General features: G+C 62.5%; 26 protein-coding genes. 18 read left to right on the plus strand and 8 right to left on the minus strand.

What is annotated here, in order from left to right; translation table 11 throughout:
* The first annotated feature begins 126 nt into the window (after positions 1-126).
* The 14 genes from DTX69_RS01360 (at position 127) to DTX69_RS01425 (ending at position 11,626) form a co-directional block, all read left to right on the plus strand.
* Positions 127-627 (plus strand): PAS domain-containing protein, encoded by a 501-nt coding sequence (locus tag DTX69_RS01360; protein WP_119299689.1) that lies wholly within the window; start codon positions 127-129, stop codon positions 625-627.
* A 91-nt stretch (positions 628-718) separates the two neighbouring features.
* Positions 719-1,450, plus strand: a complete 732-nt coding sequence (locus DTX69_RS01365; protein WP_119299690.1) for a helix-turn-helix domain-containing protein — start codon at positions 719-721, stop codon at positions 1,448-1,450.
* A 128-nt stretch (positions 1,451-1,578) separates the two neighbouring features.
* Positions 1,579-2,478 (plus strand): class II glutamine amidotransferase, encoded by a 900-nt coding sequence (locus tag DTX69_RS01370; RefSeq protein WP_119299691.1) that lies wholly within the window; start codon positions 1,579-1,581, stop codon positions 2,476-2,478.
* 1 nt (position 2,479) lies between these two features.
* A complete protein-coding gene (locus DTX69_RS01375; protein WP_119299692.1) occupies positions 2,480-3,163 on the plus strand; it encodes a GltB/FmdC/FwdC-like GXGXG domain-containing protein in 684 nt (227 codons plus the stop codon).
* A 12-nt stretch (positions 3,164-3,175) separates the two neighbouring features.
* The gene (locus DTX69_RS01380; protein ID WP_119299693.1) at positions 3,176-4,504 is read left to right on the plus strand and encodes an FMN-binding glutamate synthase family protein; all 1,329 of its coding nucleotides are present in this window, start codon (positions 3,176-3,178) and stop codon (positions 4,502-4,504) included.
* Between the two features lie 45 nt (positions 4,505-4,549).
* Positions 4,550-5,857, plus strand: coding sequence for a type III glutamate--ammonia ligase (gene glnT / locus DTX69_RS01385; RefSeq protein ID WP_119299694.1), 1,308 nt, complete (start codon positions 4,550-4,552; stop codon positions 5,855-5,857).
* Between the two features lie 280 nt (positions 5,858-6,137).
* Positions 6,138-7,538: an ammonium transporter gene (locus DTX69_RS01390; RefSeq protein WP_119299695.1), complete on the plus strand. Its 1,401-nt coding sequence runs from the start codon at positions 6,138-6,140 to the stop codon at positions 7,536-7,538.
* Between the two features lie 21 nt (positions 7,539-7,559).
* The gene (locus DTX69_RS01395) at positions 7,560-7,796 is read left to right on the plus strand and encodes a hypothetical protein (RefSeq protein WP_119299696.1); all 237 of its coding nucleotides are present in this window, start codon (positions 7,560-7,562) and stop codon (positions 7,794-7,796) included.
* Between the two features lie 288 nt (positions 7,797-8,084).
* Positions 8,085-8,381, plus strand: coding sequence for a hypothetical protein (locus DTX69_RS01400; RefSeq protein WP_284735479.1), 297 nt, complete (start codon positions 8,085-8,087; stop codon positions 8,379-8,381).
* Positions 8,382-8,420: 39 nt separating this feature from the next.
* Entirely contained in the window at positions 8,421-8,903 is a 483-nt protein-coding gene (locus DTX69_RS01405; RefSeq protein ID WP_119300019.1) for a hypothetical protein, read from the plus strand.
* A 21-nt stretch (positions 8,904-8,924) separates the two neighbouring features.
* Positions 8,925-9,116, plus strand: coding sequence for a hypothetical protein (locus DTX69_RS01410; protein ID WP_119299698.1), 192 nt, complete (start codon positions 8,925-8,927; stop codon positions 9,114-9,116).
* Between the two features lie 5 nt (positions 9,117-9,121).
* Positions 9,122-10,528, plus strand: coding sequence for an APC family permease (locus DTX69_RS01415; protein ID WP_119299699.1), 1,407 nt, complete (start codon positions 9,122-9,124; stop codon positions 10,526-10,528).
* A 100-nt stretch (positions 10,529-10,628) separates the two neighbouring features.
* Complete coding sequence (locus DTX69_RS01420; protein WP_119299700.1) at positions 10,629-11,312, plus strand: hypothetical protein; 684 nt, start codon at positions 10,629-10,631, stop codon at positions 11,310-11,312.
* Entirely contained in the window at positions 11,309-11,626 is a 318-nt protein-coding gene (locus tag DTX69_RS01425) for a hypothetical protein (RefSeq protein WP_284735480.1), read from the plus strand. The genes DTX69_RS01420 and DTX69_RS01425 overlap by 4 nt, the downstream gene beginning before the upstream one ends.
* Here the strand turns inward: DTX69_RS01425 and rfbD are convergent.
* Genes rfbD through DTX69_RS01440 form a run of 3 tightly spaced genes read right to left on the minus strand, consistent with a single transcriptional unit; the run spans position 11,623 to position 15,501 of the window.
* Positions 11,623-12,513 (minus strand): dTDP-4-dehydrorhamnose reductase, encoded by an 891-nt coding sequence (gene rfbD / locus DTX69_RS01430; protein WP_119299701.1) that lies wholly within the window; start codon positions 12,511-12,513, stop codon positions 11,623-11,625. The genes DTX69_RS01425 and rfbD overlap by 4 nt on opposite strands.
* Before the next feature lie 7 nt (positions 12,514-12,520).
* Positions 12,521-14,323, minus strand: coding sequence for an ABC transporter ATP-binding protein (locus tag DTX69_RS01435; protein WP_162916499.1), 1,803 nt, complete (start codon positions 14,321-14,323; stop codon positions 12,521-12,523).
* Between the two features lie 29 nt (positions 14,324-14,352).
* Positions 14,353-15,501 (minus strand): glycosyltransferase family 4 protein, encoded by a 1,149-nt coding sequence (locus tag DTX69_RS01440; RefSeq protein ID WP_119299703.1) that lies wholly within the window; start codon positions 15,499-15,501, stop codon positions 14,353-14,355.
* A 388-nt stretch (positions 15,502-15,889) separates the two neighbouring features.
* Between DTX69_RS01440 and rfbB the strand changes: the two genes are divergently transcribed.
* Together rfbB and rfbA are read left to right on the plus strand one after the other, a co-directional pair.
* Complete coding sequence (rfbB, locus tag DTX69_RS01445; protein ID WP_119299704.1) at positions 15,890-17,017, plus strand: dTDP-glucose 4,6-dehydratase; 1,128 nt, start codon at positions 15,890-15,892, stop codon at positions 17,015-17,017.
* 2 nt (positions 17,018-17,019) lie between these two features.
* A complete protein-coding gene (rfbA, locus tag DTX69_RS01450) occupies positions 17,020-17,883 on the plus strand; it encodes a glucose-1-phosphate thymidylyltransferase RfbA (protein WP_119299705.1) in 864 nt (287 codons plus the stop codon).
* Here rfbA and DTX69_RS01455 read toward each other — a convergent pair.
* Entirely contained in the window at positions 17,880-19,577 is a 1,698-nt protein-coding gene (locus DTX69_RS01455) for a glycosyltransferase family 2 protein (RefSeq protein ID WP_119299706.1), read from the minus strand. The two genes, rfbA and DTX69_RS01455, sit on opposite strands and share 4 nt — an antisense overlap.
* 156 nt (positions 19,578-19,733) lie before the next feature.
* Between DTX69_RS01455 and rfbC the strand changes: the two genes are divergently transcribed.
* The gene (gene rfbC, locus DTX69_RS01460; RefSeq protein ID WP_119299707.1) at positions 19,734-20,288 is read left to right on the plus strand and encodes a dTDP-4-dehydrorhamnose 3,5-epimerase; all 555 of its coding nucleotides are present in this window, start codon (positions 19,734-19,736) and stop codon (positions 20,286-20,288) included.
* Here rfbC and DTX69_RS01465 read toward each other — a convergent pair.
* From DTX69_RS01465 to araD1, 4 genes are all read right to left on the minus strand, one after another.
* The gene (locus tag DTX69_RS01465) at positions 20,272-21,144 is read right to left on the minus strand and encodes a hypothetical protein (RefSeq protein WP_119299708.1); all 873 of its coding nucleotides are present in this window, start codon (positions 21,142-21,144) and stop codon (positions 20,272-20,274) included. The genes rfbC and DTX69_RS01465 overlap by 17 nt on opposite strands.
* Positions 21,145-21,228: 84 nt before the next feature.
* Complete coding sequence (locus DTX69_RS01470; RefSeq protein ID WP_119299709.1) at positions 21,229-21,849, minus strand: 2-dehydro-3-deoxy-6-phosphogalactonate aldolase; 621 nt, start codon at positions 21,847-21,849, stop codon at positions 21,229-21,231.
* Positions 21,846-22,805 carry a 2-dehydro-3-deoxygalactonokinase gene (locus DTX69_RS01475; RefSeq protein ID WP_162916501.1) on the minus strand — a complete coding sequence of 320 codons (960 nt, stop codon included), beginning with the start codon at positions 22,803-22,805 and terminating at the stop codon, positions 21,846-21,848. Before DTX69_RS01475 ends, DTX69_RS01470 begins: the two co-directional genes overlap by 4 nt.
* Complete coding sequence (gene araD1 / locus DTX69_RS01480) at positions 22,783-23,778, minus strand: AraD1 family protein (RefSeq protein WP_119299711.1); 996 nt, start codon at positions 23,776-23,778, stop codon at positions 22,783-22,785. The genes DTX69_RS01475 and araD1 overlap by 23 nt, the downstream gene beginning before the upstream one ends.
* Positions 23,779-23,999: 221 nt before the next feature.
* Between araD1 and DTX69_RS01485 the strand changes: the two genes are divergently transcribed.
* Positions 24,000-25,082, plus strand: coding sequence for a substrate-binding domain-containing protein (locus tag DTX69_RS01485; protein WP_119299712.1), 1,083 nt, complete (start codon positions 24,000-24,002; stop codon positions 25,080-25,082).
* Positions 25,083-25,196 lie beyond the last annotated feature (114 nt).

Genomic DNA, 25,196 nt, shown 5'->3' on the forward strand with positions numbered 1-25,196 from the left:
TGAAAGGAGTGCTGGCCTAAAGTAATCTCGGTTTTGCATGCCATGATTACTTTACTACTTACAGTCACTTAGCAGCACAAATAGAATCGCTTATAGACATTCCGACTAAGTCGGGAATTGAAATGCATGGCTTCTGACCAGCGGCGATTGGAATTTCCGCCGACCTGCCGCCCCGAGACAGTGGCGCTCTATGAATATTGGCGGAAGAAGTGCGGCGACCGCCTGATGCCCAGCCGCGCGGATCTGGATCCGTCCGAGATTCCGCCGCGCCTGTTGCCATGCATTTCCATTGTCGACGTCGTGCCTGATGATCGGCGCTACGTCTATCGCCTGGTCGGCACCGCCGATGTGCAGGTCCGCGGTCATGATCCGACCGGAAAGTCGGTGATCGAGGGCTTCTTCGGACCATCGGTGGAGGATGCGCTGAGCTGCTACGACCGCGTCGTCGCGACCAAGGCGCCCGTCCTCGACCCGGTGCCGTTCACCGCGACCAACGGCCGCTACACGACCGAGGAGACGATCTTCCTCCCGCTGTCGGATGACGGAATCAGCGTCAACAAGATCATCGTGTTCTTCGCCTTCGTCGACGTGCTCGAGCCCGGATCGGTTGTCCAACTCGATCTCTAGGCCGCCCGCGGGACACTCCGAAAGTCTCAATGACGCCAACGGGCCGCCGGGTTATGGTGGCGGAGCTTGTTCGACCTGGGACGAGGCGAGAATGAAGGAAACGCGGCGCGCGGAAGCGAAGTCCAGCGGCAAGGCGGCCGGCAAGCGGCCCGGTGCGGCCTCAAGTTCCACCAGGAAACAGAGTGCTTCCAAGAGTAGTAATGGCGGAGGGGTCCAGTTTCAGGACCCACATCACGTCGCCTCGCGCGCAACGCGCCTGGAATCGGCGATCGGGCGCGAAGTACGGGCTTTCCGGCACCAGCTCGGCATGACCGTCACGCAGCTGGCGCAGAACGCCAACATGTCCGCCGGCATGCTGTCCAAGATCGAGAACGGCCAGACCTCGCCCTCGCTCGCCACCTTGACTGAACTGTCGCGCGCCTTGCAGGTGCCAGTCACGGCTTTCTTCCGGCGCTTCGAGGAGGAACGCAGCGCCACCCATGTGAAGGCCGGCCAGGGCTTGCCGATCGAGCGGCGCGGGACCCGTGCCGGCCATCAGTATCAATTGCTCGGCCATTCCTTCAGCCGGCTGCTGGCAGTCGAGCCCTACCTCATCACGCTCAGCAAGGATTCCGACGTCTTCCCCATCTTTCAGCATGAGGGAGTCGAGTTTCTGTTCATGCTGGAAGGCGAAGTCGGCTACCGCCACGGTGACAAGACCTACCTGCTCCAGCCGGGGGACAGCCTCTATTTCGACGCCGATGTTCCGCACGGGCCGGAGGAACTCCGCAAGCTGCCAGCCCGCTACCTGTCGGTCATCTGCTACGCCCGCAACGCGGAATAGCTGATTTACCGTATCTTTACCCACAGTAAAAAAAGTTTCACGAACCTTGCGCTGGAGCCCGGCTGGCACTATCCTGCTTACAGCCGGTGCACACCGGCATTGCTGGCGCCTGGAGGAAGGCAAAAATCATGTGCGGTATCGTCGGATTGTTCGTGAAGAATCCCGCCCTGCAATCGAAGCTCGGCGCGCACCTTGAAACCATGCTGATCGGCATGAGTGAGCGCGGTCCGGACAGTGCCGGCATCGCCGTCTATCACAGCCCTGTTGCCCAAGGGCGGAGCAAGCTGACCCTGTTCAATGCCGACGACGCCTATCCCTGGCGCAAGCTCGCAGGCGACCTCGGCGCGGGGCTGAGTGTCGAAACGGACGTCAGCCAGAAGGGCAATCACGCGCTGCTGACCGCGGAGGCCAGCGAAAGCAAAGTCATCGAGTGGCTGCATGCCAACCGCCCCGATGTGCGGATCATGGGCTACGGCAAGCTGATGGAGGTCTATAAAGACATGGGCCTGCCGGGCGAGGTCGCCAAGAAATACGGCCTCCAGAAGATGTCCGGCACGCACGCCATTGGCCATACGCGCATGGCGACCGAGAGCGCCGTCACCACGGAACATTCGCACCCCTTCACGCCGGCGCCGGACATGTGCCTCGTGCACAACGGCTCGCTCAGCAATCACAACAACCTGCGCAAATGGCTGCGCAAGCAGGGGCAAACGTTCGACACTGACAACGATTCGGAGGTGGCCGCGCGCTATTTCGCGTACCGCCTGTCTGAAGGCGCCAGCCTCAACGAAGCACTGGAGGCGGGCCTGACGGACCTTGACGGATTTTTCACCTTCACCATGGGCACGAAGGACGGCTTCGCGGTGGTGCGCGACGGCATCGCCTGCAAGCCGGCCGTGCTGGCAGAGAATGACGACTGGGTGGCCATGGCATCGGAGTTCCGCTCCCTCGCCTACCTTCCCAACATCGAGAAAGCGAAGATCTGGGAACCGGCGCCGGCGACCGTGTACACCTGGAGCCTGCACTGAGATGAACGTCATCGACTTGTCCAGGACCCCGCTGCGCGAGGTCAATAGCCGCCTCCAGAAGTTGCCCAACGATACCAACGAACGGCTCTGGAAGCTGATCAACGTCCACGGCGAGCACGCCTGCGCCGTCGGCCTGACGAAGCCCATCGAGGTCCAGATCGACGGTCATATCGGCTACTACTGCGGCGGCATGAACCAGGAAGCCACCATCGTCGTCAACGGCCAGTGCGGCGTGGGCCTGGCCGAGAACATCATGTCCGGAGAAGTGCGGGTGAAGGGCAACGCCAGCGCCGCCGCCGGCGCCACCGGCCAAGGCGGCCTCATCGTCATCGAGGGCGATGCGGGCACGCGCTGCGGCATTTCCATGAAGGGCGTCGACATCGTGGTCGGCGGCAGCGTCGGGGCGATGAGCGCCTTCATGGCGCAGGCAGGCTCGCTCGTGGTGTGCGGCGATGCCGGCGCAAATCTGGGCGACTCGCTCTACGAGGCGCGCATCTATGTGCAGGGCAAGGTCGAAAGCCTGGGCGCCGATTGCGTCGAGAAGAAGATGACGCCGCACCACCTCGCGAAGTTGGAACGCCTGCTGAAACGCGCCGGAATCAACGGCGATCCCAGCAAGTTCAAGCGCTTCGGCTCCGCTCGCAAGCTCTACAACTTCCACGTCGACAATGTCGACGCGTACTGAGGAACAACCCTCATGAGCTCCACGCCCTTCTACACGCCGCCGCGCTGGTCGGCGACGTTCGACCCGCACTCGGTTGCCGAGATCCATCGCGCCGCCCAGACCGGCATTTATGACATCCGCGGCGCCGGCGCCAAGCGCAAGGTGCCGCATTTCGACGATCTGCTGTTCCTCGGCGCATCGATCTCGCGCTATCCGCTGGAAGGCTATCGGGAGAAGTGCGGCACCGACATCGTGCTGGGCACCCGCTTTGCCAAGAAGCCCATCCACCTCAAGATCCCCGTCACCATCGCCGGCATGAGCTTCGGCGCGCTGTCCGGCAACGCCAAGGAAGCGCTCGGTCGCGGCGCCACGCAGATGGGCACCAGCACAACCACCGGCGACGGCGGCATGACGCCGGAAGAACGCATCTCCTCCAAGATCCTGGTCTATCAGCTGCTGCCCTCGCGCTACGGCATGAATCCGGACGATCTGCGCAAGGCCGACGCGATCGAAGTGGTCGTGGGCCAGGGCGCGAAGCCCGGCGGTGGTGGCATGCTGCTGGGCCAGAAGATCACCGAGCGCGTGGCCAAGATGCGCACGCTGCCGGTCGGCATCGACCAGCGCTCCGCTTGCCGCCATCCGGATTGGACCGGACCCGACGACCTCACGATCAAGATCCAGGAGCTGCGCGAGATCACCGATTGGGAAAAGCCGATCTATGTAAAGGTCGGCGCGACGCGGCCCTATTTTGACACCGCCCTGGCCGTGAAGTCGGGTGCCGATGTGGTCGTGCTGGACGGCATGCAGGGTGGGACGGCGGCAACGCAGGACGTGTTCATCGAGCATGTCGGCCTGCCGATCCTCGCCGCGATTCGCCCGGCGGTGCAGGCGCTGCAGGACCTCGACATGCACCGCAAGGTGCAACTGATCGTCTCCGGCGGCATCCGCAACGGGGCGGACGTGGCGAAGGCACTGGCGCTGGGTGCCGATGCGGTCGCAATCGGCACGGCCGCGCTGATCGCCCTCGGCGACAACGACCCACATTGGGAAGAGGAATACAAGAAGCTCGGCACCACTGCCGGCTGCTATGACGATTGGCACGAGGGCCGCGACCCCGCCGGCATCACCACCCAGGATCCGGAGCTTTCCAAGCGGCTCGATCCCGTGAAGGCGGGCAAACGCCTCGCCAATTATCTGGCGGTCCTGACCATGGAGACCCAGATCATCGCGCGCGCCTGCGGCAAGAGCCATGTCCACAATCTGGAGCCGGACGACCTGGTCGCGTTGACCGTCGAGGCGGCTGCCATGGCGGGCGTGCCGCTCGCCGGAACCAACTGGATACCGGGCAAGAACGGGATGTAATCTCGCGACAGCCCTGATCGATAACGCGTTGAGGGGAGGTTTTCCGTGACCGCCGATCTTGCCGAGATCGCCAAAGAGCGACAGATCAAATATTTTCTGATCAGCTACACTGACCTGTTCGGCGTGCTGCGTGCCAAGCTGGCGCCGGCCGCCGCCATTGCGGATATGCAGCGCGATGGGGCCGGCTTTGCCGGCTTCGCGACCTGGCTGGACATGACGCCGGCGCATCCGGACCTGTTTGCCAAACCGGACCCGGCCAGCCTCATCCAGCTGCCCTGGAAGCCGGAAGTGGGCTGGCTGGCCAGCGACCTGTGGATGGACGGCAAGGAAGTCGCCGACAGCCCGCGCGCGCAGCTGAAACGGATGATCGCCCTGGCCGACAAGAAGGGCCAGCGCATGAAGAGCGGCGTGGAATGCGAGTTCTTCCTGACGACGCCCGACGGCAGGAGCTTGGCCGATGGCGCCGACACGCAAGAGAAGCCCTGCTACGACCAGCAGGCGCTGATGCGCCGCTACGACATCATCACCGAGATCTGCGACTCGATGCTGGCGCTGGGCTGGAAGCCTTATCAGAACGACCACGAGGACGCGAACGGCCAGTTCGAGATGAACTGGCACTACGACGATTGCCTGTTGACCGCGGACCGCCACGTCTTCTTCAAGTACATGGCCAAGACGATTGCCGAAAAGCATGGGCTGCGTGCGACCTTCATGCCCAAGCCGTTCATTAACCTGACCGGCAGTGGCTGCCATGCCCATGTCTCGGTCTGGGACAAAAGCGGCAAGACCAATCTGTTCGCCGATGCCAAGGGCGAGCTGGGCCTCTCGAAGCTGGCCTACCAGTTTCTGGGCGGCATCATGCACAACGCCGAGGCGCTGTGCTCCATCTTCAATCCGACGGTCAATTCCTACAAGCGCATCAACGCCCCACGCACTGTCTCGGGCGCGACCTGGGCGCCCAATACAATCACCTATTCGGGAAACAACCGCTCCCACATGGTGCGCATTCCAGATGCCGGGCGGTTCGAGCTGCGCCTCGCGGACGGAGCGACCAACCCGTATCTGCTGCAGGCCGGCATTTTGGCAGCGGGACTCGACGGCATCGACAACGACCGCGACCCTGGCGAGCGCCTCGACATCAACATGTATACCGAGGGCCACAAGGTGAAGAACGGCCGCAAACTGCCGCTCAACCTGCTCGATGCGATCCGCGTCACGGAGAAAAGCGAATCGCTGCGCGCCTATTTCGGCGGCAGCTTTGTCGAGTCGTACTGCTCGATGAAGATGACAGAATGGAATTCCTACACGCGTCACCTGACCGAGTGGGAGCGACAGAACAGCCTGGACTGCTGATGCGGCACTAACTCGAAATCGACATAAAGAGCGGCGTAGCGGCGCCACTCCTTCTTTATTCTCGGCTGTGCCGACTCGGCGTCGCCTAAGTCAAGAAACTTTTTTTACAGCTAGTTAAGGCGCACTAAGTCTGGCATACTGCGACCAAAGAACACACAAGACATATGTGGGGAACGCCCGCCTCTCGGCGGCATCTCGGTAACTCTCTCGGCCGGCGAGCCTTGGGTCCGGCCATGGGGCCTTCTCATCTGGAAAGGCCAAGATCGGTAGAGGGGGAGCCATGGATACCGATATCGGCGCACTGACGATCATCTTCACCGAGTTCTACTACTGGATCACCGTCGTTCTTATGTTCCTGATCCATATCGGCTTCTGCATGTACGAAGTCGGCGCCTCGCGGCGGAAGAACCACATGCACACGCTGATGAAGAACACGATGCTGATCCCGCTGGTCACCATCACGTTCTTCTTCTTCGGCTGGTGGATCTATTTCGCGTTCCCGAACGGGCCCGGGATCCTTGGCGGCCTGATTTCGTCGCCCTGGGCGGAGCCTTGGAATGAACTGATGGGCGCCCACATGGGCGGCGCGCCAGCAGGAACCGACATCACCGCTGAAGATACGGCATTCTGGGCCCGCATCAACGGCGTGTTCTGGGCTGCGTTCCTGCTGTTCTCCTGGACCGCGGCATCGATCGTCTCCGGCGCCGTCATCGAGCGCATCCGGTCAGGCTCCTTCTGGCTGATCGCCGTCGCGGTCGGCTCCTTCACTTGGATCATTGATGCGGCCTGGGGCTGGCACCCGGATGGATGGATGGTCCAGCTGCTGGGATACCACGACGCCTATGCCTCGGGCGTGATCCACGCGATCGCGGGTGGCGCAGCGTTGGCAGTCCTGATCCACCTTGGTCCACGAATCGGCAAGTTCCGGGCCGACGGGACGCCACGCAATATCGTGCCGCAAAACCCCTGGCTGATCACGATCGGATTGTTCCTGATCTATACGGGTTTCTGGGGCTTCTACGTCGCGTGCAACATTCCGATCATCGACGTTCAGGAAGGTGAAGGGGTCTTCTATTCGGCCACCAACATCTACCTGACGCCGACTACCTTGTCGGCGATCACGTTCAACTTCCTGATGTCGCTATCCGGCGGTTTGCTGGCCGGCTACATCGTCTCCCGCGGCGATGCCTTCTGGACCTATTCCTCGGGCCTGTGCGGGATCATTGGCGCATCGGCTGGCAATGATCTCTATCACCCGATCCAGGCCATGCTCATTGCCGCCGTCGTGGCGGCGATCTCCTACAAGATGCACTACTGGGTGGAGCGGCGGTTCAAGATCGACGATGCGGTCGGTGCCGTTGCGGTGCACGGCTATGGAGGCTTCCTCGGCGTGGTCGTGGCGGGCTTCATGCTTTGGGGCTATCCGGCGTCTCAGAAGTACGACGTGCTGATCACGCCCTGGGGCAACTTCATCGGCGCGATCATCATGTTCTTCGTCCTGGGTTTCCTGCCCGCTTACATCCTGGCCGGAATCATGAAAGCGATGAATGTGCTGCGCATCCCGCGCGAGATCGAACTCGTTGGGCTCGATCTTTCGGAATATGCGGCGCGCTACGAGAACGAGGACGACGTCAACCGGGCCGAGCTGGACGAAGCCCGGCGCGCAGGCGTTATCCGCTAAACACTACGGTTGGAGGAAATCATGTCTACCGGCAATTTCGAAAACTGGCACGGTACGATGACCGATATCGGACCGCTCTATCCTTTCGTGGGCTCGGAGATGTTCCTGTTCATCGTCGGTCTGGTGTTCTGGATCGGCTGGCACGTGCTGCAGTGGCGGATGGAAGCGTCAAACTACAGCGACGATCTCGAGATCCTGAGGAGTCCAGACAAGATGGACCGGGCTCTCAAAGGAGAGCACGTGCTGCGGACCATGTAGCAGACGCGCCAGCGAACATCGCTTCAAGCGCCGGCAAAAAATGCCGGCGCTTTCTTTTTGCCGCGGTTCCGCCACTGTGTCCGATCGACGCACCTTAGCCTTTTGAAATAGTCGACGCGCGACCGTTCGACGGAAAAGCGGCCGTGAAATGCCGATTTCTGGTCATTCAAAAAAATTTCCTGCTAGTGGATTCTCCAATCTCGTGCAAACATACGAATTGTCGCAGAGAACGGCTCGATCAAGACGCCGCAAAGGCGCCGGGTCGGTTGGATCAGGGGAGTCAAAAGTATGGCGGAAGAAGTTCTTGCCGGCCAATCAATGCAATCCCGTGTTGACCGGATGTTCGGCCGTGACCGGTTGTGGGCATGGGGATTCGTCATCGTGCTCTGGGTCGTTCTTGCCTTCGTCTATTTTGCCGTTTCCGGTTTCATCGTCGACGGCACGGCGAAGATCGTCGCGGCCATCGCCGCGGTGCTGGTGGGTATTTTCAATACCGCCTCGATCGGGGCGATGATCAGCCACTATTCGCACGACAAGAACGCGATCTACGAACTCGACATCAAGCATCTGGACGCGCGGCACTGACCGTTGGGTCGGTTCGAGGCGTTCATCAGGGAGGATGGCATGGCACAAGTGTACCAGCCGCCGAAGCAGTCCCGCTTGGGACAGCTGATCGATGCGGCTGTAATTCTTATTCTGGTATTCCTGGCTCTTTTCATTCCGCTGGAGATGGAGTTGGCCGGCGCCGAGAAGGGCGACTGGCTGCCGGGGAATTATGCGGTCGAGCAAACGGCCGATGGCGGCGTTGTGCTCAAGAACGACAGCGGGCTGATCAAGACAATCGCCGCCGATGGAACAGTCACCTTCGAGAATCTGACCTGGGAAGCCCTGCAGCAGAACGAAGTCATGCAGGCCCAGTGGAGCAAGCTCGGCTACGACCTCCAGGCTGCAGCGGAAGCGATCACCAAGCGCTACGACTACTCGTTCGACTGGCTGTGGCTGATCCTGACGCTCGCCGCCATCGGTGGATATTTCCTGTTCCTGGTGAGGCAATCGGACAAGGAATACCGCGAAGTCATCGCCGAGAAGTTCGGCAACCGCTCCTGATTTGGGTCGAAGGAGATAAGCATGCTCGATTTTCTGCAGTTCCGCGGCCCGTGGGATTGGCTGCAGGCCGCGGCCTGGCTCGTGTCCATCGCGTTGCTCGGCTGGATGGTGTTAGACGCTATCCGGACCGGACGCAAATTCAATGAAGATGTCCTCGCCAGCTCTCAAGAAGGCGTGGACGAACTGCTCCAGCATCACGATCGGGTACGGTGAGCGCAATGGTCGACACAACTGTTGGCGGCGCACAGCCGACCAAGATCAATCTCGTCAAGGTCCTGGGTCCGGTCCATGTCTGGGCTCTGGGCGTTGGTATCGTCCTGGTCGGCGAGTTCATGGGCTGGAACTTCTCCGTGGAGAAGGGCGGCGCTTTGGGCTCGCTGATCGCGTGCTGGATCATCGGCCTGCTCTACACCTGCGTCGCGATGCTGGATTCGGAGGTTACATCGACCGTGGCCGCTGCCGGCGGACAGTACACGCAGGCGAAGCACACGACGGGGCCACTGATGGCCTTCAATGTCGGCCTCTATCTTGTCCTGGCCTATACCATGCTGGAAGCGGCCGACATCTTCGTGTTCGGCGACTTGGTGCGGATTGCGGCCGAAAATCTGGGCGCGGAACAGGGCACGGTCGACACAAGGCCGTTCGTGCTGCTGGCCGTCTCCGTCCTTGCCTTCCTCAATTACCGCGGGGTGTTCATGACCCTGACGGTGAACTTCCTGATCACCGCCGTCGCCTTCATCTCGATCATCGTGCTCGTCATCGCTTATCAGTTCGGGATCGGCACCAGCGAGACATTGCAGCATGGCGGCCTCGGCATGGGCGAATTGCCCTACGGGTGGATGGGCGTCCTGGCGGCTTTCCAGTTCGCGATCTGGTACTACCTCGGCATTGAAGGCACGTGCCAGGCTGCGGAAGAGGTCCGCTCCTGCGGCCGCTCTTTGCCGCTTGGTACTATGACGGGCATGATCACGCTCCTGATCGCCGCCGCGCTCACTTGGTATGTATGCTCCGGCACGCTGCCCTGGGAGTATCTCGGCACGGCCCTGGCTCCGCTTTATGACGCCTCGCTGATGTCCGGCAGCACGTTCCTCATCGTGCTCCTGTGGGTCGGCACCGTCTTCTCGGCTCTTGCCTCGGCAAACGGCTGCATCAATGATGCGGCACGGGCCTGGTTCTCCATGGGCCGGGACCGCTACCTGCCGGAATATTTCGCCGCAGTTCATCCGGTCTATCGGACACCGTTCCGCGCCATCATCTTCCTGATCCCGATCGCGGCGGCGTTCGGGTTCCTGGGATTGCTGGCGCCGGTCGTCACCTTTTCGATCCTCTCCGGCCTGCTCGGCTACACGTTCATGCCGATCAACATGTTCCGCTTCCGGGCGAAATGGCCGCTGGGGTCGATCAAGCGCGGTTACGTCCATCCGTTCCACCCCTTGCCGGCGATCACGTTGCTGGTGCTCTGCATCGCGACGTACGTTGCGGTCTATCTGGGTTTCGGAACGCAGCTCCTGGCCATGATGGTGTTTTACGTCGTGGCCTCGATCTGGTTTGTCGTCTTCCGCTACAAATATGTGCGGCGCGGCGACCAGTTCACGATGGCGTGGCCGCGACCGAAGGGTTATTGATCCTTCCTTGAGCGAGCCAGCACGGCCGGCAGGGTTCCCTGCCGGCCGTGCTCATTGGGGTTAGGCCAAATAAGCAGACGAGCAATCAACAACGGGTCGAATGTCGGGTAGCACCGTCTGGTTCATAATCCTCGCGCTAGCCGCCGCCGGAATCGCTGTGCTGGCGATCATGTATCGCCGCAATCGCTTGGCGGTCCGAAGCCGCCGAGCCGGGCTCTTCACGCCTGCCTATGATCTCTTCTCCGCATATCGCGTGACGCAGCACGGCATCGACTATCCCGTGCTGACCGGCGAGTATCGTGGACGAAGCTTTCATATCGATGCGATCGTCGACACGCTGACCTTCAGGAAGCTTCCCGTGCTGTGGCTACGGGTGTCGCTGCTGGCTTCCCTGCCCGGCACAGCGACGCTCGACATCCTGGTGCGCTCGCAGAACGCCGAGTTCTATTCGCCGGCCAATGACCTGCCACACGCGTTGGCGCCGTTGCCTGGGTGGCCCTCCGATGCGCTGGTACGAACCGACGACCCGCAGCGCGCGCCCGATCTGTCGGTTGTCGATCGGCATATGTCCGTGTTCGCCCGCCCCGCGACCAAGGAATTGCTGGTCACGGCCAAGGGCACGCGCGTGGTCCACATGCTGGATCAGGCCCGACGCGCGGAGTATCTGGTGCTGCGCCAGGCCGAGTTCGAGCACGCGTCTGTGGATCGGGAGACCCTGAGGGATCTGATGGACAGGACCATCGCACTTTATGAGAACTTGGCGGCCAGCAGGAAGCCCGCATGACCAAAGCGCCAATGCCAGGACAGAAGCCGATCAAGCCGCCGTTCCATCCGCTGCTGGTGCTGGCGGTCGCGATCGTCCTGCCCGGGATTGGGCAGATCATGAATAATCAGCCCGTGCGCGGCCTGCTGTTTGCGTTCACGACCGTGGCACTCGGCTATGTCACGTCCAAGTACGCTGCGCCCGACGTTTCGATCTTCGGGCGCTATGCCGGTGGATTCTTCATCCACGCCATCGCCCTCATGGACGCCTATCGATGGGCGAAGGTGCGCTGGGAGATCTTTCATTATGGCTCGGATGGCAATCGTCCCAGCTAGCGCGCCAGGATTGACCGCACCATACGATCCAGATCGCTTTCGATTGCGACAGCGGACAGCCCAAGGGACTGCCTGATGCGCGCGCAGGACAGCACTGAATAGAGCGGGCGGCGCGCCGGCGCATTCAATTCGGCCGTTGTGATTGCTTGCAGTGGTGGTGGTTTCAGCCCGGTCTTTTTTGCGGCCGCCAGCACTCTCTCTGCGAAGCCGTACCAGCTCATATCCGAAGCGCCGCAGAAGTGGAACAGGCCGCAGGCCGCACCTTCGCCATCCAGCTGCCGCAGCGCGACCTCCTGTATTGCGCGGGCCAAGTCCGATGCGACGGTCGGACAACCCCATTGATCATTGACCACGCGCAGAGCTTCCCCCGCGCGGGCGCGGCGCAGCAGCTTGACCGGGAACGTGTCACCGACTTCGCTCACGACCCACGAGGCACGCAAGATCGCCCAGCGGCGAAGCGCCCCCGCCTGCTCGATCGCGCGCTCGCCCTGGAGCTTGGTCTGGCCGTACACGCTAAGCGGATTGGGCGCGTCCGTCTCTACGTAGGGTGCGCCCTTCTGCCCATCGAAGACATAGTCCGTCGAGCTGTGCACCAGCGGAAGATCCAGCTCGGCGCACGCGGCCGCCAGCGTCTGGGGCAGCCGCGCATTGAGCGCCGAAGCAGCTTGCGGTTCGCTCTCCGCGTGGTCGACCGCCGTGTAGGCAGCGGCGTTCACCACCAGGTGAGCACCTTCCGTCCGAAGCACGTCCCGGAGCAGGTCCGCTTCGAGATTGCCCTTCAGCGACCTGCGCCCATGCAAAGCGAGCGTGAAGCCAGAGGGCCAATGCAGCGCCCGCAGCGACTGCGCAAGTTGACCGCTCTCGCCGATGACGACGATCTTCGGCACGGACCGATTACGCGCTGAATGCGGGGTTGGCCTTGGAAATCGGCACCACCTCGGCTGGGATACCGGGCTCTATGGCCGCGACATTACCGCCCGAAATCTTGTAGATGCGGTCCGCCATCTGCCGCCAGGCATCGCCGTGGCTGACCGCGATCACCGTCAAGCCTTCATCCCGCACCATCTCGCGAATCCGCGTGCAGATCGCATCTTCCGATTCGCGGTCGAGGCCTGCGGTCGCCTCATCGAGGACCAGGATCGCCGGCCGGTTCAACAGCGCACGGGCCAGCGCGATGCGCTGACGCTGCCCACCGGAGATCATCTGGCCGCGCTCACCGACAATATGGTCGAGCCCGTTCGGCAGATCCTTGACGAACTCTCCGGCGCCGGCTGCATGTAACGCCTGCCAGACCTCCGTATCGCTGAACCGCGTCTCCCCCAGGGCGACATTGTTGCGCACGCTGTCATGGAACAGGGTGACATCCTGCGGCACATAGCCGATCAATTGCCGCCATTTCGCGACGTCCACTTCGGAGCTGTCCACGCCACCCAAGAACAGCTTGCCAGAACGCGGTGGAAGCAGCCCAAGCATGAGATCCAGCGTCGTCGTCTTGCCGACGCCCGATGCGCCGATCAGAGCTGTGACCTTGCCCGCCTCCACGGTGAAGTCGACCTTGGACAACAGTTCCTGGCCATCGGCATGCTTGAACGAAACACCCTCGAAGCGGATTCCGGCGGCGGGGTCGGGGATCTTGCTGCCGGTCAGCTGCTCCTGACTTGCCGCGGCGGCATCGACAAGGCTCCTGGCCGAGCTCAGCCAGACCTGGGCCGTCGTGAGCCGCTGACTGCCGCGCTGCACGAACCCGAACGTATTGACCAGGCGCACCAGCAGAATCGCGGCAAGCAGCAGTTCATGCCCGCCGAGATGCAGCAGCTGGCTGCCGCCTAGCAGGCCTAGAACCATGCAGATCGCGATTAGCGGAGCCTGGAGTTCCTCGGCATACTCCGCCGACAGGACGCGGGTTTTCATGCTGCTGTCGAGTGCGCGGCTGTCTTTGGCGAGGAGCTTCGACATCTGCGCTTGTCGCCCCATGGCGCGGATCGACTTGATGCCGATGAAGACGTCCGTCAAGTCCGCCTTCATGTGACGCATGGCCCGGCTTTGCCCCTTCGCTGCGCGCTTGGACTGCCGGACCAGCGCCCCGTAAGAGATCGCCATGATGGCAGCGACCGCCGCTGCCACCAGCACCATGGCCGGCGCGATGACGTAGCAGATCAACAGGTAGATGAAGATGCGGAGGAACGCCGTCAGCATCTCGGTACCAAGCTGGAACGCATCGCCGGCCGCATTAGAGCTCTCGCCGGCGGCCGCGACGAGGCGGCTCAGTCTCTGGCGCGCATAGAAGCTCCACCGCGCTTGCATCAGGGTTCGGATGACATCGAGCCTGGCTCGGGTGTTGATCCGTGCCATGACGTTCGCGACATAGCGCGTCACGACAATGCTGACGGCGGCCTTGACCACCATGAAAAGCACGATCGTGAGCAACAGCGTCACCAGATTCATCGGCAGGCCGATGGTCGTGAAGGCCTTCTCGAGCGCGTTGTGGATCAGCGCTCGCCGGCCGCCCGGCTCCAGATCCATATCCGGGCTCATGACCGAGAACAGCGGAATGATGGCCGCAAATCCCACGAGTTCAAAGACGCTCGCCACGCAAACGCCGACAATCACGATGGAACGCTGCAGCGGCGGAACTGCTCGCAGCGATGTGAGCGTGGAGCGCAGCAGACCCGGCTTCTTTGGTTTGTTCCTCGCCATATCCTGGTTCTTCGCTTGTGTGGGTCCGCTCAGGCCATCTGGGCAGCCGGCTGCCAATGAGAATTCGATTCCGAGAGTTCGGCTCGACCGCGGCCGACAATGGTCTGCCACTGCCGGCCGATCGCCTCGACGCTGAACTGCTCCGCCAGGATGGGTTGCGCGCGCCTCAGGTGCTCTTTGGCGGTGTGGCGGCTGAACAGGTAGGCATCGAGGCCGGCGCGCCAATCGTCGAGCATGATCACGTCGCGCAAGGGCTCCAGCGCCTCGAGATACGTGGCAACCACCGGCACGTTATTGGCCAGGGAGAGTACAGCGCGATTGGCGGACTTGCAGACCGAGAACGCGTCGGTACCGCTCGGCATGACGAACAGATCGGCGCGCGACAACTCGAAAAACACTCGCTCGTTGGACCAGGCCTCGTAACGCGTGAAGATCTTCACGCCATGGGTGAGGGCATCGAACCGGACGCGGTTGTTGCTGATGACGACGAGCTCGATCGGCCGGTCGCGATGCACGTGTTCCAGTTCTTCGATCACCGGCCTCAGGAGCGCCATGCCGAACTCGGAATGGAAGCTGCCGTGGCGACCGAACCAGAGCACGCGCGCAGTGTCCTCCGGCAGATGTTCGACCTGCCAGTCTGATTCGACGTCGAACATGCCTCCGTCATGCAAATCGCGTGCGCCGGACGGCCCGCTGCGCGCCGCGGCAGCGAGCGAGCGCGGCAGCCACGCGCACATCGCCTGATAGGCATCAGGGGTGATCGCGCCATCCGGCACGACCCGGCTGGCCATGAGGTCCCCCAAGTGCCGGCGCACCACCCGCTCAAGCGCCTGGCTGGGCGTCACGATGGCATCCGCATAGCGGGCTAGATCAGCCGTGCTTTCAGCGGACAGATTTGGATCGCGACGCTGCGCATAGCCCGGAATGAAGACGTTGTCGCATAGATCGAGAAAAACCGCCCTCCCATGAGATCGGAACGCACGCGCCACTTCGTGAAGCCGCTCACCGGCCTGCTTCACGATGATCAAGGCATCGAACGCGGCAGGATCGGGATATTGATCGATGAAAATCGCGCTGTCGTGCCCGATCTGATGCAGCGCCCAGGCGGGGATCAGACAGCGGTAGCGGAAGCTGGCGACCGCCGGATCGGCCTCCGAGACAATCCAGGCTAGGCGCATGGACACGCCCCGGCCCCGGGGCGCTCCGCTCGAATGGGCAGCGCACGCAACCACACGCCTCGGCCGTTACGTCCCCACCTTTGAGTCATCCCGCTACCCTCGCTGCCCGATCCAGCGGCTCTTACCCCGCCCCGCCGGACAACCCACTCTTGTGCGCCCGCCCGCTAGACGCATGTCTGCGCGAGATGGGCTCTTACCCGAAGGATGACTAGTACTCAATCCCCCCATGTAATTCAAGGACATAACCGCTGACTATGGTGGTAAAGCGGTGGCATTGTGCACGCTTAAATATTGCAATTCCAGAGCCTTTATGCACTTTGACAGGGTGGACTAAGCTGCCGAACGACGGTATTAACCTGCGGATTCTGATTGCGGCCGCGGAAATCTCATGACCGTCCAGAGAACTAGCCTGACCGATCACGACCTGCGCCTTGCCCTTGGACAGCGCACAGTCTTGGTAACCGGAGGGGCTGGTTTCATCGGCTCGGCCGTGTGCCGCCTGCTACAGGACCTGACGGCCTGCCGAATCGTCAATCTGGACAAGCTCAGCTACGCATCCAGTCCGGCCGCTCTGGAGCTTCTGGGGCGCGATTCTCGCTACACGTTCGAGCAAGTCGATCTTTGCGACCGGTCAGCCTTGGCGGGTGTGTTCCAGCGTCACCGCCCCGATGCCGTGATCCATTTGGCAGCCGAATCGCATGTCGACCGGTCGATCGACGGGCCGCAGGCTTTCATCATGAGCAACGTCGTGGGCACCTTCAATCTGCTGGAGGCGTGCCGCGCTCACTTGGCCGAGCTGTCCGATTCGGCGCGGGCGGCGTTCCGGCTGGTCCATGTCTCTACCGACGAGGTCTATGGCTCGCTGGGCAATGACGGACAGTTCGACGAGCAAAGCCGGTATGATCCGCGGTCCCCTTATTCCGCCAGCAAGGCGGCCTCGGATCATCTCGCGGCGGCGTGGCGCCATACGTTCGGCGTGCCCACGCTGATCACCAATTGCGGCAATAACTACGGCCCTTTCCAGTTTCCGGAAAAGTTCATTCCGACTCTGATCATCCGCGCCATGAAGGGCCAGGAGCTGCCGATCTATGGCGGCGGCACGAATGTGCGCGACTGGATACATGTGGAGGACCATGCGCGCGCTTTGCTGGGCGTTCTGGCCTTCGGCACTGTTGGCGGCAAATATTTGATCGGGGCGGAAGAGCAACGCCGCAACCTCGACCTTGCCGAGATGATCTGCGACCTGATCGACCGCATGGTCCCGCGCAACCAGCCGAGCCGCTCTCTGCTCACCCATGTCGTCGACCGGCCGGGCCATGATCACCGCTATGCCATCGACCCGTCGAAGGTGCGGGCGGAGATCGGCTGGCGACCGCAGCGCTCCCTGGCAGATGGATTGGAATCGACGGTGCAGTGGTATATCGACCACAAGGAATGGTGGGAGAGCATCTTCCGCTCCGGCCGCTATGGCGGCGAGCGCCTCGGCCTCGATCAGCGCCGGGTTGCGGAAGCCTAGCCATGAAAGGAATCGTCCTATCCGGCGGCCGCGGCACGCGCCTCTATCCCGCGACGAAAGCGGTATCGAAGCAGCTCATCCCGCTCTACGACAAGCCGATGGTCTATTACCCCCTCGCAACCCTGATGCAGATGGGAATCCGCGAGATCCTGGTGGTGACCACGCCTGAGGATGAAGAACGCTATCGCCATCTTCTCAGCGACGGCACGCGGTGGGGCATCAACATCTCCTATTGCCGCCAACCGAAGCCCGAAGGGATCGCACAAGCGCTGCTGCTCGGCCAGGACTTCATCAAGGACAGCGCGGTCGCGCTCATCCTGGGCGACAATTTCATCCATGGCGAGGGTCTGTTCCAGAGCCTGGCGCGTGCCCGTGCCTTCAGCACCGGCGCCATCAATTTCGCTTATCGGGTGTCCGATCCGCAGCGTTACGGCATCATCGAGTTCGATGCCGAGGGCCGGCCGCAGCGGCTGGTGGAAAAGCCGGCGAAGCCCAAATCGAACTGGGCCGTCATTGGCCTCTATGTCTATGACCAGCGCGCGTCGGACTATGCCGCGGACCTGAAACCGTCAGCGCGTGGCGAACTGGAGATCACCGATCTCAATCAACGCTATCTCGATCTTGGGCAGCTGCGCGTCGAGAAACTGGGGCCCGGCAATGCTTGGCTCGACACCGGCACGCACGATTCTTGGCTCGAAGCCTGCCATTACGTGCAAACGATTTTCCACCGCCAGGGCCAGATGATCGGCTGCCCCGAGGAAGTGGCCTACCGCAACAACTTCATCTCGGCCGCCCAGCTCGACAAGCTGGCGCACGAAATGCGCGCGTCCACCTACGGCCAATATCTGAAAGCGTTGCTCGCCTAGTTCTTCTTGAAGATGCGGGGCCGTGGCGCAGTCGCCAGCCGCCCGCGTTTGCCTGACAAGGACAGATTCGGATTGAAGAACGGATCGTCAAAGATCACGTGAGCCCACCGCTCACGCATATATTCGCGTTCCCAGGCAAAACTGACGAGCCGCTCGGGGCGAATGTCGGAGCCGCGGCTGGCCGAATGGCGATGCAGAAGCCGCGCATGCGGCGTGTAGATGACGCGCAGACCAGCCTCGCGCACGCGCAGGCAGAAGTCGATGTCGTTATAGGCGACGGCAAGGTGGCGCTCGTCGAGCCCGCCAAGCTGTTCGAACAAGGATCGCCGCATCACCTGGCACGCGCCGGTGACGGCGCTCAAATCCTGTGCCACTAGGATTCGACCGGCATAGCCCGGATCATCCGGAGCAGCTTCGCCATACATATGACCTGCAACGCCGCTGAGCCCGACGATCACCCCAGCGTGCTGAATGCTGCGATCGGGATAGAGCAGCAGGCACCCGACCAATCCCACCCCCGGCCGCGACACTTGGCTCACCATTTCGTGCAGCCAGTCCGGCTCGAACGCTTCGATATCGTTGTTGAGCGTCATCAGGATTTCGCCGCGGGCCTGGGCCGCCCCGAGATTGATCAGTCGCGGGTAGTTGAAGGGGCCCGGCGCAGGGATAATGCGCACGTCGGGCCGTTGCGACAGCGCCTTGAAATACGTCTTGGTCTCTTCTTCCGTGCTGTCATTGTCGATGACGATGATCTCCTTGTTCCTGTAGCTGGTCGCCTCGTCGAGACCCTTGATGCAGAGCTCGAGCAGATCCTTGCGGTCGCGTGTCGGAATGACGACGGAGACCAGCGGCAGGGGATCGGGCAGAGGATGCCGCAGGCGCAGGAATCCGTGGGCGCCAGAGTCCTCGACCGTCGCGCCGGGGAGCGAGGGGCGCTGCGTGATGTAGCGTTCCACGGCCGTGCGGCGTGCGCCGCCGGAGAGGTAGAGCGAGCGGGCCTTCGGCGTCACGGTGGGGTCCCCGGCCACGTGCACGAGGATACCGGGACAGTGAAGCGGATCTTTGTCGCTGGTCGCGATCGCCTGCAGCGCCAGATCGTAGATCGCATCGTCGAGATCGACAGCCTCCGGAAGTGTCAGGCGCTCGAGCACCGATTTGCGGAAAATCACTGCACGGCCGAAGCCGTTCTGGGACAAAAACAGATCCTCGCCGAAATCCGGTTTGAACCAAGCCGCGAAGCGGCGACCCGCTGCGTCGATCTGATCCTCGTCACCGAAGATAAGGAGTGCATCCGGAACGGCATCGAAAGCCGCGAGAAGCCGCTGCGGCGCCGAAACTGCCAGCCGATCCGAAGGATGCAGGATCACTAGATAGTCGGATGCAATTCGAAGCGCATGCGGCAGCGCCTCATTGAGCGGCGCGTCGGTCCCCGGCGGCCAAATCGGCTGTGGCCCGTTGCCCGACCTGGCGAGTTCGTCCCAGTAGGCGCGATCGTTGTCCGATCCGGAACCAACCAGCAGGATGGAAAGCGGCAGGGACGACCGGGGCAAGGCCTGCAGCGGCGCGTAGTTCTCCCACAGCTCGATCCAGCTCTGATAGTCGCGCTCTATATTGAGGCCGCGTGTGAGCCGCAGATAGAGCTCTTGCCGCGTCGGCTCGCGCCGAAACAACTTTCGCAAGCGGCCGAAAGCCATCGCGATGCTTCCCCCCAGACCATTCACCTGGTGACCCTACTTCCCTTCAATACAAGCTGACCGAAAGCCCGCCAAGGGCCAGATACGCGCTTTCGGCTTGTGCGGTTCCATCCGGTCGATTAATCACACGTACATTGGCCGTAGGGGATTCTGCCTGTGCAGATCACAGAGCTCGCTTTACCGGACGTGAAGCTGGTGCAGTTGAAGGTGCACGGCGACAACCGCGGTTTCTTCATGGAGACGTTCAGGGAAGCGGACTGGCGGTCGATCCTGCGCGATCGACCATTCATCCAGGACAATCAGTCACACTCGGCGCCAGCTGGTACCGTGCGCGGGCTGCACTATCAGATGCCGCCGTTCGCACAGGCCAAGCTGGTGCAGGCGCTGCGCGGACGGATCCTCGACGTCGCGGTCGACCTGCGTCGGGGTTCGCCGAGCTTCGGCCGTCACATCGCGCTTGAGCTCGCGGCCGGCGACGGCAAGCAGATGTTCGTTCCGGAAGGTTTTGCGCACGGCTTCATGACGTTGGAGCCCGATTCGATGGTCGCCTATAAGGTGACCGCTCCCTACGAGCCCAAATCGGAGCGCGGCATCGCGTGGGATGATCCAGACTTGGCGATTGTCTGGCCGGCCCAACTGAAGGCCAGTGCCACCCTGTCACCGCGTGACAGGCAATGGCCGTGTCTCAAAGACGCTACCGACTTGTTCTAGACGGCAGGATTCCGGACAGGGCTGCCGCTGCACTGCGGATCACGGGCCTGATCCAGGATCGCGGCGCGGGCTCCACGTCCCATTCCTGCACCGGCCGGGACGGGTCGTGCCGCAGGTCGAAGACGACACCTTGGATACTAGCTTGGCTGAAGTCCCCTGCCAGTGTTTCCATGGGGACCGTCTTTGCGCCCAATCCCAGATCGGCCGGCGGGATCGACATGCGTTCCGCCGCGGCACCGAGCTTGTCCAGCACCTCCGCCGCGGGCTTGGCGCGATCTTTCAACAGCAGATATTCGCCGGGCTGCGGTCGGGTCGCGATGTTGTCGTATGCGTTCTCCGCGACGATCTCATTGAACTTGCTTTCCAGGCGCTCGCGCACGTCGGGCCGAGTCTTGCCGGCGCCCTCCTCCGTCAGCAGTTCGGCTCGCACCTGCATCAGGTCCACTTCGCCGTTCAGCTGACGCGCCGCGCTTTCGACCAGCATCATGAATTCGTCGCCCTCGGCCAGCCCCGTCCGTTCCAGCGCGGCGAGCGCCGGCGTCTCGTCACGCAGGCTGGCCACGAGCATCAGCCACCATTGCTGCTCGATCTTGGAATCGCGGAGGGCGGCGAAGAATTCCTGCGAGCCTTCGCTTTCCGTCATGAGACGCACGCGCACGATATCGAGCTTGCGGGCCTGCATCTTGATCAGGCGGCGGCGGAAGGCGCCGCGATTGGAAGGATCGACGAAATCGATGAAGAGCCGCTCAGGCAGGAAGCGCGCTTCCAGCCCCAGATACTGCCCGGTCATGCCGCGCGCATCGTGAATCCTGGTCGTTGCGTCGATCAGCAGAGAGAGATCCCAGGTCTCGGCCATGCTCGCGGGCTCGCCTTATCCAGGATCTACTGGATAAGGCCGGCCGCATTAAGGAATGGTTAGCTACATCGAGCGATGCAGGATCTACCGCAGTGCGGAGACAAAGGCGGCGGCACGTTGCGCCAGCTCCTCCCGCGACGTGCCGGGTTTGTAGAGCGCCGAGCCGATTCCGAAGCCGTCTGCGCCTGCCGCACGATAGGCGGCGATATTGTCCGGTGTCACGCCGCCGGTGGGTATCAGCAACGTGTCCTTTGGCAGGACCGCCCGCCAGGCCTTGACCGCCGTCGGCGGCAACAACTCGCCCGGAAACATCTTCAGGCCATCCGCCCCGGCAGCAAGGGCTGTGAAGGCCTCGGTTGGCGTCGCGACGCCGGGCAACGTGATCAGCCCGCGCGCCTTCGCGGCGGCGATGACGGGCGGCGCGCAGTTCGGTGCGATCATCAGCCTGGCGCCGGTCGCCGCGACTTCATCCGCCTCCGCCTCACTCAGGACGGTGCCGGCGCCGATCAGAATGTCAGGGCCTGCATGACGGACGAAATACGCCAAGCTCTCGAACCGCCGCGGCGAATTCAGCGGCACCTCAATGATCTGGAATCCCGTCGCCAGCAATGTTTCCAGCACCCAGGGCGCCTCTTCCGGCTTCATGCCGCGCAAGATAGCGATCAAGGGAAGCCGTGCGAGGCAGCTGCGAAGAATATCCGTCATTTCGGCACCAACCCGGCTTGTTGTGCGATCCAGAACAAGGCAGCCGGCAGAACGTTCTTGTTGTCGATGCCCTGCAGATCGAGACCCAGTAGGTTCGCGCAAGCGCCATATCGCGCCAACATGCCCGCGGAGCCGATACAGATCACACCCGTGCGACCGAGGTCCGGCCAGGCAGCGAGCGCATCGCGCATTTCGGCACCAACCAGCATGCCGGAAACATAGCTGGCGAGCGCGCGCCCTTCCAGCCGACCGAACAGCGTGAGCGAGCGCGCGCTGAATAGGCGATTGAGCAGCTCGGTATCATGACTGGTCGCGAGCACACCGCGGGCGAACGCGCCTTCATCTTCCGTGTCGCCGGTCATCAGCTGCGCCAGCGTGCCGGATTGGCGCAGCAAATTGAACATCTCGCCGGTGATATAGGTGCGGAATTCGGTCAGGCGCTGCCCGGAGACGCGCGCCCATTTGGAATGCGTGCCGGGCAACAGGAACACCCCGTCCGACAAATGGTGCGTCAGCAGTGCGCCCAGGATCTGGCATTCTTCGCCCCGCATCACCTCCGGCTGGGTGGCGCTGTCGAGGCTGATGCCCGGCACGATCCAGCAATTGCTGGCGGCGACGCGGCCGGCCTTCATAAGATTCTGGGCCAGATCCGACAGCGGCGCCGGTGCCGTGACATAGGGCACCTCCACCCAACCCATGCGGCTGCCCGCCATGCCGGCGATCACGACGGGAATGATCGACGCGGAACCGACCCAGTCGCCGAGAAAGACCTCCAAGGATTCCGCAAACCGGCGATCCTGGACCGCCAGCAGCCCTGAAGAATCCGCACGCTCGTCGACTGCCTTTCCGTCGGGTCCGAGCAGCCAGGCTCGCCGGTTGGTCGTTCCCCAATCGACTGCAATGCAGGAGTGGGTCGAGCCCGCCATGGTGGCGCTAGAGAGCTCCCACTCCGCCATAGGCAAAACTACCCGTCGCCGGCGCCAAGCGGTTGCGTAAGGGAGCTCCGAATTCCGCGATCTCGATTTCGAACACATCCCCGGATTCGGCGCGGATGCCGTCGCTAAAGCTTAACGTCGCCGTCCCGAAGAAGTGGACATGCAGATCGCCCGGGCGGCGGAACTGCCCATACTTGAAGTGATGGTATTCGAGGTTGGCGATGGTGTGGGACATGTTGCCCTCGCCGCTCAAGAACGGCTTACGCCAGATCACCTCGCCTTTGCGGACGACGCGGCTTTCGCCCTCCACCTTGTCCGGCAGAGGGCCCGTGCGCAGCTCCGGTCCGATGGCGCAGGCGCGCAGCTTCGAGTGCGCGAGATAGAGGTAGTTCTGCCGCTCCATGACGTGATCGGAATATTCGTTGCCCAGCGCGAAGCCGAGGCGCCACGGCTTGCCTTGGGAATCGACTAGGTAAAGGCCCGCGATCTCCGGCTCCTCACCGCCATCGAGCGCGAAATCGGGCAGCGGCAGATCGGCGCCCGGCGCCACGACGCAACTGCCGTCGCCCTTGTAGAACCATTCCGGTTGCACGCCGGGTCCCGCTCCTTGCGGCTTGCCACCTTCCAGGCCCATGCGGAACATTTTCATCGAATCGCTCAGGGACTCCACATCGCCCGCGATCTTCTTGTGCATCTTGTCGCGCGCGTCGGCGCTGCCGAGATGCGTCAAGCCCGTGCCGGTCACCAAGCAATGGGTGGCGTCGGGATGATCGACCGGCGCCAGCACGCGTCCCCGCGACAGCAGGGCGGGATAGTCCAGCGCCTCGCCCTCGCCCGCTCTCTTGACCGCTTCATCCAGGCTGTGACCCGCTGCGATCGCCTGCTGCGCCAAGGCGATCACGCTGGTGGCTCCCTTCACAATGATCGCCCGGCTGCCTTCGATGCGCGCCACGCCGCGCGCACCTGTATCGGTCAGAAATTGAATGAGACGCATCTGGCACCTTCTTCCAACGAGTGCGGGTCTTTTATCATACAAACTGAAAATCCAGCAACGCGGGACTGTCCTGCCACCGAGGGAAAATGATGGCAAGAGTTAATCGCAATGCGATGACGGGAGCAATCGTTCTGCAAATTGCGATGGCAGCCGGGCTGGCTTATAGTCTGCTTGGCACAATTGTCAGATAAATGTGTCCAAGCAAAATATGGGAGGAAACAATGCGGAAACTACTTGCTTCGGCAAGCATCGGCGCTATGGCGGTGTTGTTGTCCGTCGGCGCGTACGCCCAGGAAGGCACAGTGGCGAAGGCCGTGGGCGGCTACACCTTCGAGCAGGCGGCTAAGGAAGCGCCGGAGACCAAGAACTTTCATTCCGCCGACGGGCATCTGACGTTCGCGATCGTCACGCATACCGCGGGCAACGGTTTCTTCGATCCGGTCTACGTCGGCGCGACCGTCGCGGGCAACATGATCGGCGCGAAGATCCTCCTGCTAGGCTCCGAATCGCCGACCGACGATCCGCAGCGCGAGATCGAGATCCTGAACCAAATCGTGCAGGACCCGACGATCGATGGCATCATCATGACGACGCCGCAGGTCGGCGCCTACAACGACATCGTGAAGACCGCGGAAAAGAACGGCATCCTGGTCGCCACCACCAACTCGTTCGACGATACCATCTACAATCGGAGCGGCATCAGCCATACCGGGCAGGACGCCTCTGCGGCAGCAATAGGCGGTGCAGCGCTGGCCAAGTGCGTGCTGGACAAAGGCGTCGAGAAGGGCTCGATCATCCTGCCGTCCTCGACCGCGATGGGGAACATCGAGGTCAACAACCGGGTGACGGCCGCCTTCAACGCGATCGTCAAGACGTTGAACGATGCCGGCAAGCTGCAGAACTTCAAGGTGGATGCGGGGCCGGAGAACGTCGGCGTCGATGCTAATCCGCAGGATCCGGTGAATAGCATCGTATCGCTGTTCGAATCACGCGGCGACGTGGTCGGCGCCTTCACCGCCAACAACGTGTTCACCCCCGCCCTCGCCAAGGCCGTCGCCCAGATAGGCAAGACCGGCGAGATCTGTGCCTACGGCTTCGACCTTGGCCCGGCGCAGCAGGATGCCATCCGCAGCGGCGATTTGACCGGATCGCTGGGTCAGCAGCCGTTCCTGCAGGGCTTTTGGCCGGTCATGCAGCTCTACCTCCAGATCGACCGCGGTATCTCGGCCGCCAATCTGGACACCAGGGCGCAACTGGTGACGAAGAAAGACGTCGAGCTGGTCGGCAAGCGCTACGAGAACTGAACCCACCGTAGTCGCGCCGGAACGCGCATCGCGGGAGGGACCATCCCCTCCCGCGATCGTGCTATCTTTTCGTCTGCCTGGGAGATCGTGAAGGCCGATGTCTGTAAGCGCGCA

The sequence above is a fragment of the Dongia deserti genome (assembly GCF_003574735.1).
GTDB lineage: Bacteria > Pseudomonadota > Alphaproteobacteria > Dongiales > Dongiaceae > Dongia_A > Dongia_A deserti.

What these genes read in the sequence shown, in the direction of transcription:
- DTX69_RS01360 (WP_119299689.1), top strand. Translation starts at nt 127, where the DNA reads ATGGCTTCTGACCAGCGGCGATTGGAATTTCCGCCGACCTGCCGCCCC.
- DTX69_RS01365 (WP_119299690.1), top strand. Translation starts at nt 719, where the DNA reads ATGAAGGAAACGCGGCGCGCGGAAGCGAAGTCCAGCGGCAAGGCGGCC.
- DTX69_RS01370 (WP_119299691.1), top strand. Translation starts at nt 1,579, where the DNA reads ATGTGCGGTATCGTCGGATTGTTCGTGAAGAATCCCGCCCTGCAATCG.
- DTX69_RS01375 (WP_119299692.1), top strand. Translation starts at nt 2,480, where the DNA reads ATGAACGTCATCGACTTGTCCAGGACCCCGCTGCGCGAGGTCAATAGC.
- DTX69_RS01380 (WP_119299693.1), top strand. Translation starts at nt 3,176, where the DNA reads ATGAGCTCCACGCCCTTCTACACGCCGCCGCGCTGGTCGGCGACGTTC.
- DTX69_RS01390 (WP_119299695.1), top strand. Translation starts at nt 6,138, where the DNA reads ATGGATACCGATATCGGCGCACTGACGATCATCTTCACCGAGTTCTAC.
- DTX69_RS01395 (WP_119299696.1), top strand. Translation starts at nt 7,560, where the DNA reads ATGTCTACCGGCAATTTCGAAAACTGGCACGGTACGATGACCGATATC.
- DTX69_RS01400 (WP_284735479.1), top strand. Translation starts at nt 8,085, where the DNA reads ATGGCGGAAGAAGTTCTTGCCGGCCAATCAATGCAATCCCGTGTTGAC.
- DTX69_RS01405 (WP_119300019.1), top strand. Translation starts at nt 8,421, where the DNA reads ATGGCACAAGTGTACCAGCCGCCGAAGCAGTCCCGCTTGGGACAGCTG.
- DTX69_RS01410 (WP_119299698.1), top strand. Translation starts at nt 8,925, where the DNA reads ATGCTCGATTTTCTGCAGTTCCGCGGCCCGTGGGATTGGCTGCAGGCC.
- DTX69_RS01415 (WP_119299699.1), top strand. Translation starts at nt 9,122, where the DNA reads ATGGTCGACACAACTGTTGGCGGCGCACAGCCGACCAAGATCAATCTC.
- DTX69_RS01420 (WP_119299700.1), top strand. Translation starts at nt 10,629, where the DNA reads ATGTCGGGTAGCACCGTCTGGTTCATAATCCTCGCGCTAGCCGCCGCC.
- DTX69_RS01425 (WP_284735480.1), top strand. Translation starts at nt 11,309, where the DNA reads ATGACCAAAGCGCCAATGCCAGGACAGAAGCCGATCAAGCCGCCGTTC.
- DTX69_RS01435 (WP_162916499.1), bottom strand. Translation starts at nt 14,323, where the DNA reads ATGGCGAGGAACAAACCAAAGAAGCCGGGTCTGCTGCGCTCCACGCTC.
- DTX69_RS01440 (WP_119299703.1), bottom strand. Translation starts at nt 15,501, where the DNA reads ATGCGCCTAGCCTGGATTGTCTCGGAGGCCGATCCGGCGGTCGCCAGC.
- rfbB (WP_119299704.1), top strand. Translation starts at nt 15,890, where the DNA reads ATGACCGTCCAGAGAACTAGCCTGACCGATCACGACCTGCGCCTTGCC.
- rfbA (WP_119299705.1), top strand. Translation starts at nt 17,020, where the DNA reads ATGAAAGGAATCGTCCTATCCGGCGGCCGCGGCACGCGCCTCTATCCC.
- DTX69_RS01455 (WP_119299706.1), bottom strand. Translation starts at nt 19,577, where the DNA reads ATGGCTTTCGGCCGCTTGCGAAAGTTGTTTCGGCGCGAGCCGACGCGG.
- DTX69_RS01465 (WP_119299708.1), bottom strand. Translation starts at nt 21,144, where the DNA reads ATGGCCGAGACCTGGGATCTCTCTCTGCTGATCGACGCAACGACCAGG.
- DTX69_RS01470 (WP_119299709.1), bottom strand. Translation starts at nt 21,849, where the DNA reads ATGACGGATATTCTTCGCAGCTGCCTCGCACGGCTTCCCTTGATCGCT.
- DTX69_RS01475 (WP_162916501.1), bottom strand. Translation starts at nt 22,805, where the DNA reads ATGGCGGAGTGGGAGCTCTCTAGCGCCACCATGGCGGGCTCGACCCAC.
- araD1 (WP_119299711.1), bottom strand. Translation starts at nt 23,778, where the DNA reads ATGCGTCTCATTCAATTTCTGACCGATACAGGTGCGCGCGGCGTGGCG.
- DTX69_RS01485 (WP_119299712.1), top strand. Translation starts at nt 24,000, where the DNA reads ATGCGGAAACTACTTGCTTCGGCAAGCATCGGCGCTATGGCGGTGTTG.